A 12538-nucleotide genomic window follows, 5' to 3' on the forward strand; every position below is an offset into this window, starting at 1 on the left:
ATCAGTCGAGATCGTCGAGTGAGACGTCGACCAGCCGGCGCGCAAGGGTACCGAACAACTCAAGGTCCACACCGAGCTTGCGGGCGGCGGCGCTTTCGCGATGGTAGCGTTCCCACGACCAGGGATCCTCGACCTCGGCGCATTGGACCAAGTCCTCGCCAAGCCCGATCACCGTGCCGAGTCCCTCCGGGTCGTTGTCGAGCTCCAGATCGTGGTGGTGTCTGACCGCCTGGGCGAGCCGCCTGCTCAGTCCCCAGTCGTCGATCAGCAATGCGCCCAGGGTGCCGTGATCGTAGCCCAGGAGCTCCTTCTCGACCCTCCAGAGCGGGACCTCCCGCTCGAGGCTGGTCTGCTCGATATGCTCGCAGAGTCCCGGGAGAGCCCTGGCCAGGATGAGTTGCCCGATATTCTGCATCAGCCCACCGACGAAGGCGATCTCGCAGTCGTCGAGCCCCCGCTCCTCGGCCACGATCTGGCTGGCCACTGCGGATCGCACGGAGCGGGACCAGATGCGGTGCAGCAGGGGGCTGGTGTCCACGCCGGGGAAGACCGCACGCGAGGCCGCGACGAGGGTCCAGTTGCGCACGGTCTTGAAACCCAAGCGTACGACCGCGTCGCGGATCGCCTTGATCTCGCTGTTGCCTTCGTAGAAAGACGAGTTGGCCACGCGCAACATGCGTGCCGTCAACACCAGGTCGCGGGCGATCTCCTTCTCCAGCTGGGCCGCCGTCGTGCGCGGATCGCCGAGCAGTTCCAGGATGCGCCCGGCCACCTGCGGCAAGGCGGTGAGTTCGCCCAGCATCCCGAAGATCCGCTCCGGCGGCAGCTCACCCGGTTTCAAGTCGGCACAACTCGTCAGCTCCCGCTCGTGCTGGGCTTTCATCTGGGCCGCGTGGATCGTCTGTGTGTGCAGCCCCACCGGTAATACGTCGTGTTCCAGGCCGTGAAGACGCATGACGGCGTAACGCGCCAGCGCGGTGACTCCCCTGATACGCTCGGCGCCTTCGAAGCTGAGCCAATCCAGGTAGAGATATGTGCCCCAGCGTCCGCGCAGCGGCAACGGCACCAGCAGGATGGGACGATCCTCCGAGGCATGGAGAACCCGTGACAGTTCGGGCGGGAAATACTCGAGAGGGAACGGACCGCTGTAGACCACCTTCTCGCGCGAGAGCACCATGAAGATATCCGTCTCCCGCAGGGCGATCACCTTCGGTCTGATCGACTTCGGGTCCAGCAGGCGCGGGGGCAACTCGACGCCTTGCGCCAGCATCACGCGCAGCCCTTCACCCCAGTTGCGCAGCAGGAGCAGCCGGCCGCCCTGGCGCTCGGCGAGATCGACAAAGATGCGCACGACATCGCCGGCTTCGACGACCTTGTCGAGGGCTTCCAGACCGGAGATGAGATCCGGGAGCACGGTGGCTGGATCCGTTTGCCGCACGCCGCCGAGCACGTCGACACCTGCCAGGCATCTCAGTTCCCTTTCCTGTATTTGCTTTTCGTGGTGCGTGAGCACGATCTCGTCTAATTGGCCCAATTATCCACTCCCTCTGTCATCCGGCGCACCGGCGCCAAAAGAAGGCATCCGACGTTGTTATCGGCCGTCAACCGGGATAATTAAGCCGGATTACTGGCAAATAGCGGTGGATGTTATATGCTGGTGCGCGTGCAATCGGTAGACGAGGATCCCTGGAAACCGCTTGGAAAGAGGTCGGCCATGTCCAACCGGATCACCAAGTCGTTCACGTTCGATTCCGCCCACTGGCTGCCCAACGTCCCGCAGGGCCACAAGTGCGGCCGGATGCATGGGCACACCTACACCATCGTCATCGGCGTCGAGGGCGAGGTCGATCCGGAGTCGGGCTGGATCGTCGATTTCGGGGACATCAAGGCCGCCTTCAAGCCGTTGGAAAAGATCATGGATCACCGTTGCCTCAACGAGGTCGAAGGACTCGAGAATCCGACGGCCGAGAACATGGCCCGCTGGATCTACACGCGGATGAAGAGCGACCTGCCGCAGATAGCCGACGTCACCGTGAGGGAGACGCCCACGTCCGCCGCGGTCTACCGCCGCGAGGATTGACGCCCCAGCCCGGCCTCAATGGGTCCGCAGCCATTCCCGCGCATGCGCGTCCGCGGGATTCAGCCGCAGCAGTCTCTGGTACGCGCTCCGCGCCTCGGCCATGCGCCCCGCACGATCGTGGATCTCTGCCAGATTACCGAGAGCCTGCCAGTAGCCCGGACTCATTTCCAGGACCTGCCCGAAAGCCGATTCGGCTTCGCGATCCCGGCCGAGCGACATCAGGCACATACCGGCGCCGAACAGGGCACCGGTCTCGCGCTGCTTGCGGTTCAGGGTCTGGAAACGCCTCAGGGCCATGCCGTACTCGCCGTTGTGGTAGGCCACCCAGGCGGAACCGAGCATGGCCCCCCGGTCATCGGGATTCGAGCGCAGGACGATCTCGAACTGGACCTCCGCCTCGTCCACGCGTCCCGCAGACAACAGCAGGTCGCCCAGCTTCAGCCGGGCCGTATGCGAATTGGGACTCGCATCCACCCATTGGAGGGTCGCCTGCAGCGCTTCGTTCTCCCGGCCTTCCCTGCGCAAGGCGTCGCCGAGGGCGTCGTAGAGATTGTCCTGCACGAGATCGAAGTGCCGGTTCGGGTAGCGGCGTTGGACGGCGAGCGCTTCGCGGTAGGCTGCAACGGCCAGATCCGTGTCGCCCCGGGTGATGTAGGCGTTGCCCAGGGTGAAGTGATAGAAGGGATTCGCTTCGGTCCGGTGCTCCTCGAAGCTGAGGAAATCGCTCAGCGAGAAGGCCAGCAGGGACAAGGCGAGGAGCGGGCCGATCAAGCCGTGCTCCCAACAGCGCCGCCGGCCGGCCGATACCAGGGCGTCCAATCCCGCACCTGCGGGGATGGTCATCATCGCGGCGAGGGGGAGGCGGAACCTCGCGTTGACGAAGAAGAGCAGTATGGACACGCCATAGGCCGAGACGGCTCCCAGCAGCAGGGTTCGCGATCGGGAATCCCCGTCCCGCCTCGACCAGCCGAGCACGGCGAGGAACAGCAGGGCCGGCCATCCTACCAGCAAGGGGACCTTCAACAACGGCGACCACTCCCGCCAGGCGTAGATGTACTTGTTGTTGGACCGCTCCCCCGCCCCCAGCAACATGCTCAGTTTGCGCCAGTACAGGGCCGCCGCCGCCGCCGGCTCCTCGATCCAGAAGGCGAGGCCGCGCTCGAGGAAATACCGATCGATCTCCGAATGCTTCAGCTGCCGGCCCTCGGCACGTTCGGCCATGGCCACGGCGTCGTCGTAGCCACCCTGCCAGGTGGGACGGGTGCCCGGCACGATGGCGGTGCGCCCGTCCGAAGCCGGATTGTTGCCGATGAAGAAGTTCACGCCGCCCTGGCTGGCGATCGGGACCAGGTCGCCGCTCCGCACCAGGTTCGACACGGACACCGGCGCGATCGGCAGGGCGAGCCCCACGGCCAGCATCACCCATCCCGCCGGACGCACCCGGAGCGCGCGCCAGACGTACCAGGCCAGCACCGGCAGGACGATGAGGATGTTGGGTCTGGCGATCACCGACAGACCCAGGATCAGCCCCACCAGGAACAGACTTCGCGCGCGGGGGTGTGCGCCCACCCGCAGGAGCAGCCACAACCACAACAGGTTCAAGGTAGTGGGGACCGTGACGAGCAGCAGTTCGGCGGAGAAGTAGATGCTGGTCCACAGGGCGGCTAGCAGGAATCCGGCCAGATAGCCCGCTCGCCTTCCCCACAACCTGTCGGCGGACAACGCCGCCAGTCCGGCGCCCAGAGCTGACACGGCCACGTGCACGAGTTGCACCGGGAATCGCGCGCCGTCGAAAATCCAGTAGAGTCCCGCCAGCAGGTAGGGATAGAGAGGAGCCCGGAAGAAGGGCTCGGCGCCCGGCCAGGTGCCCGCGAGAATGCCCCGCGCCCAGGCGTCGTGCATGGCGGCGTCCATGATAGGCTGCTCGAAAAGGGGATTCCCGCGCATGAACCATAGATGGACCAGGCGCAGCGCGAAGGCCGCGCCCGTCACGATCCAGAACATCCGGCTCTGTCCGGTGATCGACTTCACTAGTCCCCCTCCGCCTCTACCCGCACGTGCGCCAGTGTGGCGGACGGCACCCACCCGTTCCACTCGCCGCCGAGTGTGACCTGGGACCAGCCTTCGCGCAAGGCCCGCACCTGCAGGGTCAAGCCGTCGTGCACCTGGAAGACGACGGGGAACGTCGTCTCCGGACCGCTTTGCACGGAAACCTCGGGCACGACCACGACCGCGACGTCCAGCAGACGTTCCTCGTACCATAGCCACGAGGCGACCGAGAGAATGGACAACGAGAGCACGCCAGCCGACAGGCCGAGCCGCCTCATGGCGACCGTCCAGCCCGTGCGCCACCACGACCAGGCGACGACCAGGCACGCCAGCCAGACCGACGCGACCAGAGCGAGACACCACTCGTCCAGGGACAAGGCAACCAGCCCCGCCCGCATCTGCTTTAGCACGGGCGGCAGCGGCGCACCTTCCAGTTCGATGTCCCGCGTATGGGAGCGGACCCACGCCAGGTTCGCACGAATGTCGGAATCCCGCGGCTTCATCCGCAAGGCGCGCAGATAGTGCACGACAGCATGGCCCAGCTCTCCCCTTCGCGCATGGGCGTTGCCGAGATTGTAGCAGACGTCGGCATCGTGAGTGACCGCAGCGGCTGCCTGGAACCTGGCAATCGCCTCCTCGGTCTCGCCGTCGGTGTAGGCCCGCACGCCCTCCGCCATCAAGCGCACCGGATCTTCGCCGCCGGCGAGGGACACGTCCTGCGCCACGGCCGCCGAGCCCTGGATCATGGCAACGGCCAGCATCCACGGGAGCACGCAGCGCAGCACGGCGGTCGGGGTCTTCGCGTCCGCCGCTTCGAGGTCCTGCAACAGGGACAAGGCTTCTTGCACCATCTCCCCCACATCGAGCGGACCCGTGGTGTCCGCACTGCCATAGCGCACCGCTTCGCAGCGCCGAACGAGTGCCGTCAGCTTCTCGCCGGTCTCGATACGATCGACAGCTGCCGCGTATGCCACGATCTGGGCCATCTGCATGCTCGCGGCCGAACGACCCGTCTTGTCGGCCACATATCCCTGCACGGCCTTGATCACCCGCGCGCCATCCACCGCTTCGCCACCGGGCCTCCCGGCTTCGTGCAGCAACGACTTCGCCCGGCGAAGGGCGCTGCGTCGGCGAGTGCCCAGGGGATCGCGCAGGCGGGACGCTTCCCGCGACAGATGCCAGCGCATCATCCCCAGAAGACCAAGCGGTGCGAGAAGACTCGCCCACCAGATCGGTCTCGACGCCAGCGGTTCGCTGCGCGTGCGCAGGTTGCGCGAGGCGGGATGCGCGAAGCGCAGGTCGCTCGCGAGACGCTCGATCTCCGCCCGCATCGACTGCGCCGGCGTATCGCCGGCCACGGGGCGGTCTCCCTGGACCACGGTGAGGGATCCGACACTCCGAGAAATCTCGGCGTAGCGCGCCGTGGCCGGATCGAAATACACGATCGTGACGGGCGGTATCTCCAGCTCTCCCTCCTCGAGGGGGATCAGCACCTTCTCCTGGTTCAGGCGACTGAAGAGCCTGCCGTGATCCTTCTTGGTCTCCAGACCGCCGCCCGCCTCGTGGACCTGCAGGTTCGCCGGGGCCTTCCACGGCAGGTCGGAGACGCTCTTGAGCAACCCGTCCGCCCCGAGCGACAGCGACAGGCTCACCGGTTCACCCCGGGGCACGGTATCGCGATCGATGTTCGCGCTCAGATCCACCTGCCGAGACACGATGCCGGAAAAATCCGCAGGCGATGGTCGAGGCAGGTCCTGCACGCGAACCTCCAGGGCCTCGGTGGAGAGACGAACCGGTCCAGCGCGCTGGCTGCGACGTCGTAACGAGAAGAAATCGGCGAAGGGGTCGGTCGGCAGCGTCACGGCCGCGGGCTCGATGGTCAGGACGCCTGGCCGCGTGGGGAACAGGGCGTAGCGTATCTCGGTGATCTCGTATTGCTGGCCTCCGATGTTCTCCTGATAATTCCGGTTGGGAGGCAGATCTTCGCGCCAGAAGCCCTCGGCCCGCGGCGGCGTGTACTGTGGCCGGTCGAGACCGCGAGCGTAGGGATTCGCGTAGTACCTGAACACGAGCACCACCTGTTCACCGACATAGGCCATCTCGCGGTCCAGCGAGAGGGAGACGAAATGGTCGTCACCCGGTCCCGGCTCAGCGGTCTGGCCGCGCACGGCGTCACCGGCGGAATGGTCGCTTGAGTCACCGGACGCGCCCGGCCGGGACGCACCGCCCTGGACATGGATGGTGACTGCCTCGCTGCCGAGCTGCCGGCCGTCGATCGACACCTGCAGGGCGGGGATCGTCACGTCATCGTCCGTCACGATGTGGAGGTAATAGGTCCAGGTGACGGAGGTCGACACGGCGCCGTTGATCATCTGGAAGTTCTGGCTCGTGCCGCCCCGGCTCACGACGACTCCCGGGATCTCCGGCAGATCCGGCGTCGGCAGGTTGCGGTCGTCGCCGGTGACGGTGATCGTGAGCAGGACCTGATCGCCACGGGATGCCACGTCGCGATCGACTTGCGCGGTCAAGTCGGCCGCCATCGCGTGAATGGCGCCGTTCAGGCACAGAAGCATAAGCAACAGGCCGGCGCGAGGTCCGATCCGTTTCCGTGAAACGACGACTCTCATCTTCTACCACCGCTTTCCACTGGCGGCCTCCCGGCCCTTGAGCCGTTTCTGCAGGGAACGTCGCAACTCTTCCTCGTCACGATCCAGGGCCTTCAGGATCGACAACGCCCGTTCCTGCGAAATCTCCTCGGCATCTTCCTGCGCGGATTCCGCGGATTCCGGTGGGGCGTCTTCCGCCTGCTGCGGCTCGGGTTGGGACTGCTCCTGTCGTTGTCCTTCTTGCTGCTCGCCTGCTTCGCCTTGCTGCTCCTGCTGCTGGCCGTCCTGCTGCTGCTCCCCGTGCTGGTTCTGCTGGCCATCCTGCGGTTGATCGTCCTGATCGCCCTGCTGGCCATCCTGTGATTCCTGCGATTGCTCTGGCGGGGGTTGTTCGAGCAGGCGCATGGCGTATTCCAGGTTGCGCAACGTATCGATGCGCTCGGGCTCGATGTTCAGCGCACGACGCAGCTGTTCCAGGGCGCGGGCCGGATCACCCGCCGCGAGGGCGTCCGTACCGGCGTTGTAGAGGGCCTCCGCGCGCAGCTCGGGATCATCGGTCAGGGACATCACCCGCGAGAATTCCCGGGCGGCTTCCTCGTGTCGCTCCAGACGCGACATGGCCTCGCCCACGGCCAGGGCCAGGCGCGGGTCGTCCGGATCCAGGGCACGGGCTTCCAGGAACGCTTCGAGGGCAGTCTCATAATCGCCTGTCCGGTAGCTTTCGAGGCCGCGTGTGACGGCCGCAGCTCCCGGCGGGGTCAGAACCGCAGCCGTCGCCGGCGCCGGCGCGATCGCCAGCACCAGGAACGCCAGGCCGAATGCCGGGACCATGGGTGACCTCCTGACCGAACGCGCCCTGACAAGAGTCCGGGCCCACAGGGAAGCGAAGGCCAGGATCAGCGGCCAGACGAAACGTTCCTCGTACTGGGTGATGTGCCGCCCGTCGAGTTCGCGTTCGCCGAGCCCGGCGACGAGCGCCTGCAGCGTCTCGCTATCCAGGCCCTGCGCCCCGATGCGAAACACGACACCCTCGCCGTAGTCGGCCAGCCGCTGGAGCGAGGCCAGATCGAGGCGACTCATGACGACGTTGCCCTCTGCGTCCTTCAGGTAACCCGCCGCTTCCGGCGTGTCCCCCGGCAGCGGGATCAGGCCTCCCGTCTCCTCGCCCACGCCGATGGGGATCACCGTGATGCCCAGTTCCCGGCAATGCTCCGCGGCATCCTGCCAGCCGCCCTCGAGATCCTCGCCGTCGGTGGCCAGCAGGATGGCGCGGCGGACTCCCGCGGCGCTCTCTCCCGCGCCGCCGACGAGCAGGTCGGCGCTCACGCTCAGGGCCGATTCCAGCGCGGTGCCCTGGGCCGAGATCATGTCGGGATCGGCCATGCGCAGAAAGAGACGCGCGGTGCCCAGGTCGAGCGTCAGCGGACATTGCACGAATGCCTGTCCGGCGAAGAGCACCAGGCCGATGCGACCACGGTCGAATGTCTCGAGGAACGTCCCCAATTCAGCGCGCGCTCTCGCCAGACGGCTGGGCACCACGTCCTCGGCCCGCATGGAATTGGAGATGTCCAGAGCGATCACGACGTCGGTCCCGCGTTGCTGGACCACGACCTCGTGCGCGCCCCATTGCGGACGCGCCAGCGCCAGGATCAGCAAGGCGATTCCCGCCAGCAGAAAGAAACGCCGCCATTGCCTGGCCGACGGTGGCATGTGCTCAACGTGCTCGCCGGCCCGAGGCCCGAGCAGGGCGGCGAGAAGACGGCGCGCCCGGCCGTCTCCCCAGCGCATGAAGAGCCACAGTACCGGGACCGAGCCCAACAGCAACAGCCATTGTCCGGCGGCGAATCTCACTCTTGTCTCCTTCCCGTCCGGCGGGTGCGCTCCCCGGCCGGTTTCAGGGCAATCGACGCAGCCAAGCCGCGCCGAGCAGGGCGTCGACCAGCAGCAGCAGCAGGGCCGGCGAAGCGAACCAGGCCATGCGCTCCTCGTACCAGGTCGTGACCGTCGTCCGGTAGCGGCTGGTCTCGAGCGCGTCGATGGTAGCGAAGATCTGCGCCAGGGCCTCCGCATCGACAGCGCGGAAATAGCTGCCCCCCGTCACCTTAGCGATCTCCTGCAACAGCTCCTCGTCCAGGGGCATCTCCACCATGCGCGTGCGGCCGCTCGCGGCGAACCTGTCGTCGGGAAAGGGCACCAGCCCGTGCTTGCCGACGCCGACCGTGTAGACCCTCACGCCGAGCGAGCTCGCCAGCTCGGCCGCCGTCTCGGGCTCCAGCGTGGGGACGTTGTTGCTGCCGTCGGTCAGCAGGATGACCGTACGGCTCGTCGCCTCGGAGTGGCGCAGCCTGTTGACGGCCGTGGCGAGTCCCAGGCCGATGGCCGTACCGTCCTCGATCAAGCCGATCTGCACCTCGTCCAGGAAGCCGGTCAGGATGGAGCGGTCCAGCGTCAACGGGCACTGGGTGAACGCCCGCGAAGCGAAGACGACCAGACCGATGCGATCCTCGCCGCGACCGAGCACGAAATCCCTGATGATGGACTTGGCGACCTCGAGACGGTTATCCGGTTGGAAATCAAGGGCTCGCATGCTCCCGCTGATATCCAACGCCACGACGATGTCGATGCCCTCCCCCTCCACCTCGTGCAGGTTGTGCACTTCCCGGGGTCGGGCGAGGGCGACCACCAGGAGCAGCAGAACGACCAGACGCAGCCATGGCAACAGCGAGCGCATGCGTACGCGCAGACCCGGCCCGGCATCGGCCATGAGCGCCAGGTGGGAATGGCGCAGCACCGCCGTGTCCACCCGGCGCCTGCGCAGGATGAAGGCGGCCGCGACGACCGGGACCGCCAGGAACAGCACCAGGGGTCGAGCCAGTTCAAACACGGCCGCCTCCTTCTGGCGCCGGTACGGCCTGGGGCACGATCTCCCGCAACCTGTCCCAGCTCAGATGTGCCTCGATCTCCAGCTCCGGCGGAACAGGCGTATATCGCGCCATGACGCGCGTCTCCGCCACCGCGTCGATCACGGCGCGCAACTGTGCGAGACAGACGGAGACGGCGACCTCGTCGGGCGCGAAGCGCAGCAGATCGCAGCGGGACAGGATAGCGACTGCGCGTGCCGGGATCCACGCGGGATAACGGCGCAATGCGAGCGCCTCCGCGATCTCATCCGGCGTCATCTCCACCGCCTTGATGTGGAAGCGGCCGGCGAGAAAACGCCTGTAGATCGTGGCCAGCTCGTGCAGGAAAGCCCGGCCCTCCCCCCGGGCGGCCAGGCCGCCGTCCGCGAGATCGCGCAAGGAGACGGCCGCAGGCATCCAGGCCGGGGGCGTCAGGAGGTCGCTGAAGCTCGGCTCCGGGTCGCGTCGCCGGCGCAAGCGCAGGATCAGCAACAGCAAGGCGAGGGCAGCTAGCAGGGCCAGCAGCAGACGCCACCGATACCAGCCGAGGCTCCTCGGATCGCGGAGCGGAGACGGCTGGTCGGTCGGCCCCAGCCTGCCGGTCACATGGAAGACCTGCTCGGTCCGGTGACCGTCCCCCCAGGCCAGACGGTAGGGACCCACGCGGCCGAGGCGCAGACTGATGGCCACCTCGGTGCCGTCGGCCGCCGGTTCGTCCATCTTCTCGGCACCGGTCACCTCGGCCCATGGCGTGCGAGAGATCAGCGAATCGAGCGAGACGTCGCCGGCGGCGGCCGGGAAAGCGCAGTGCACGATGATCTCGTCGCCGAAGAGGATCGAATCCGGACCGGCGAAACGCAGGCTCGGCACCGGCACGGCGCTCTTCGAGTCCAGCAGCAACGTCGCGGTATCGGGAGACGCCGCGATCGTGGGGGACGTCAAGCCGCCCGTCTGCGCCTCGCCCCTCCCGGCGCAGCACAGTGTCGCGATCGCGCAGACGACAATCCCGTGCAACGGCTTCATAGCCGCCTCCCGGCCCTGCGTACGCGGCGCATGAAGAATCGTCGCAGTGGGTCCACGTATGATGAAGTGATATCGACATCTATGATATCCACGCGCGAGCGCCGGAACAGATCCTGCAATGCATGATCGTGACGTGCGGCGCTCGCCGTGAGCGAATCGTGAACGGAGACCCGCGACGTGTCCACGAGCATTTCGCGCCCCGTCTCGGCGTCCGCCCAGCGCACCAGACCGCACCAGGCCAGAGCCGTCTCCCGTGGATCCCGCACCCTCACGGCGACCAGATCGTGACGGCGCGAGACGATCTGCAGGGGACGATCGAAATCACCGGTCCAGAAATCGGACACCAGGAAGACGGTCGCCTTGCGCTTCAGCACCGAGCCGAGCAGCTCCAGCGGCGCCGACAGGTCCGTGCCCGCGCCCTCCGCCTCGGCCGCCAGCAGTTCCCGTATGATGCGCAGGACGTGCCCGCGTCCCCGGGCGGGCGGGATATAGAGCTCGACGCGGTCCGAGAAGAGGACCAGCCCGACCTTGTCGCGGTTGGCGGTGGCGGCCAGCGCCAGCACGCCGCACAGTTCCGCGGCCACTTCCAGGCGCATCCGTTCACCCGAGCCGAAGCGGCCGGACCGGCTCACGTCCACCGCCAGCATGACCGTCAATTCGCGTTCCTCGTCGAACTGCTTGACGTAGGGTGCGTCCGCCCGTGCGGTGACGTTCCAGTCGATGGCGCGCACGTCGTCGCCGGGAACGTATTCCCTCACCTCGCGGAACTCCACGCCGCGTCCCTTGAACACGGAGTGGTATTCGCCGGAAAACGTCTCGTCGACCAGGCGACGGGCACGGATCTCGATCCGGCGCACGGCCTCGAGCATCTCGGGCGTGATCGCGCAGCGGCCGCCGGGAAGCGCCCGCTCGCCGCCTGTATCCTGCGGGCGTCTAAGGAACTTCCACATGGTCGAGTAGGCGGTCTATGATTTCGTCGCTGGTGAGTCGCTCCGCCTCGGCTTCGTAGGTGATCAGGATGCGATGACGCAGTGCCGCATGGGCCGTCGTCTTGACGTCTTCCGGCACCACGAAAGATCTGCCCGCCAGCAGGGCTCGCGCTCTGGACGCCTGCGTCAGGGCCAGAGTGGCCCTTGGCGACGCTCCATAAGCTATCAGATGCGCCGCATCCAGGCCGTAGGCCGCGGGTTCCCGCGTGGCGAAGACGAGATCCAGGACGTAGTCCTTGACCTTCTCGTCCACGAACACGCCGTTCACGACGCCACGCAGCGCACGGATCTCCTCCGGTCCCAGTACCGGATTGACGCGCGGCGGGATTCTGCCGGCCATGCGCTCGAGAATGATCCGCTCCTCGTCGCGGGACGGATATCCCACCTGGAGCTTGAGCAGGAAGCGGTCGACCTGCGCTTCGGGCAGCGGGTACGTCCCCTCCTGCTCGATGGGATTCTGGGTGGCGAGCACCAGGAAAGGATCGTCCATGGCGAAGGTCTCTTGGCCGATGGTGACCTGTCGCTCCTGCATGGCTTCGAGCAGGGCGCTCTGCACCTTGGCCGGCGCGCGGTTGATCTCGTCGGCGAGCACGATGTTGCTGAAGATGGGTCCCTTCTTGACCGTGAAGGATCCGGTCTCGTGCTGGTAGATGGTGGTGCCGATGATGTCCGCGGGCAAGAGGTCGGGCGTGAACTGGATGCGCTGGAAGCCCGTGTCCAGCACTCCGGCGAGGGTCTGCACCGCCAGGGTCTTGGCCAGGCCCGGTACGCCCTCCAGCAGGACGTGGCCGCCGGTCAGCAGACCGAGCAGCAGCCCCTCCAGCATCCGACGCTGTCCCACGACGACCTTGCCAACCTCGGCCAGCACAGCCTCCAACCGCTGTGACGCCT

Annotated in this window: 9 protein-coding genes; 1 reads left to right on the forward strand and 8 read right to left on the reverse strand. The window is 66.9% G+C overall.

Features of this window, described 5'->3' with window-relative positions; translation table 11 throughout:
* Position 1: 1 nt before the first annotated feature.
* On the reverse strand, positions 2-1534 hold the full coding sequence (locus KJ554_01630; GenBank protein MBU0741034.1) for an HDOD domain-containing protein: 1533 nt from the start codon (positions 1532-1534) through the stop codon (positions 2-4).
* A 180-nt stretch (positions 1535-1714) separates the two neighbouring features.
* Between KJ554_01630 and queD the strand changes: the two genes are divergently transcribed.
* Positions 1715-2080: a 6-carboxytetrahydropterin synthase QueD gene (queD, locus tag KJ554_01635; protein MBU0741035.1), complete on the forward strand. Its 366-nt coding sequence runs from the start codon at positions 1715-1717 to the stop codon at positions 2078-2080.
* Between the two features lie 15 nt (positions 2081-2095).
* On the opposite strand, the gene KJ554_01640 is transcribed toward queD, so the two are convergent.
* From KJ554_01640 to KJ554_01670, 7 genes are all read right to left on the reverse strand, one after another.
* Positions 2096-4111 carry a tetratricopeptide repeat protein gene (locus tag KJ554_01640; protein ID MBU0741036.1) on the reverse strand — a complete coding sequence of 672 codons (2016 nt, stop codon included), beginning with the start codon at positions 4109-4111 and terminating at the stop codon, positions 2096-2098.
* Positions 4111-6657 (reverse strand): BatD family protein, encoded by a 2547-nt coding sequence (locus KJ554_01645; GenBank protein ID MBU0741037.1) that lies wholly within the window; start codon positions 6655-6657, stop codon positions 4111-4113. The genes KJ554_01640 and KJ554_01645 overlap by 1 nt, the downstream gene beginning before the upstream one ends.
* Positions 6658-6759: 102 nt before the next feature.
* A complete protein-coding gene (locus tag KJ554_01650) occupies positions 6760-8586 on the reverse strand; it encodes a VWA domain-containing protein (GenBank protein ID MBU0741038.1) in 1827 nt (608 codons plus the stop codon).
* Positions 8587-8629: 43 nt separating this feature from the next.
* Complete coding sequence (locus KJ554_01655; GenBank protein MBU0741039.1) at positions 8630-9619, reverse strand: VWA domain-containing protein; 990 nt, start codon at positions 9617-9619, stop codon at positions 8630-8632.
* The gene (locus KJ554_01660; GenBank protein ID MBU0741040.1) at positions 9612-10658 is read right to left on the reverse strand and encodes a hypothetical protein; all 1047 of its coding nucleotides are present in this window, start codon (positions 10656-10658) and stop codon (positions 9612-9614) included. The genes KJ554_01655 and KJ554_01660 overlap by 8 nt, the downstream gene beginning before the upstream one ends.
* Positions 10655-11608, reverse strand: coding sequence for a DUF58 domain-containing protein (locus tag KJ554_01665; GenBank protein ID MBU0741041.1), 954 nt, complete (start codon positions 11606-11608; stop codon positions 10655-10657). The genes KJ554_01660 and KJ554_01665 overlap by 4 nt, the downstream gene beginning before the upstream one ends.
* Complete coding sequence (locus KJ554_01670) at positions 11592-12473, reverse strand: AAA family ATPase (protein MBU0741042.1); 882 nt, start codon at positions 12471-12473, stop codon at positions 11592-11594. The genes KJ554_01665 and KJ554_01670 overlap by 17 nt, the downstream gene beginning before the upstream one ends.
* Between the last annotated feature and the right edge of the window lie 65 nt (positions 12474-12538).

The organism is bacterium, from assembly GCA_018814885.1.
In the GTDB taxonomy this organism is placed as follows: domain Bacteria; phylum Krumholzibacteriota; class Krumholzibacteriia; order LZORAL124-64-63; family LZORAL124-64-63; genus JAHIYU01.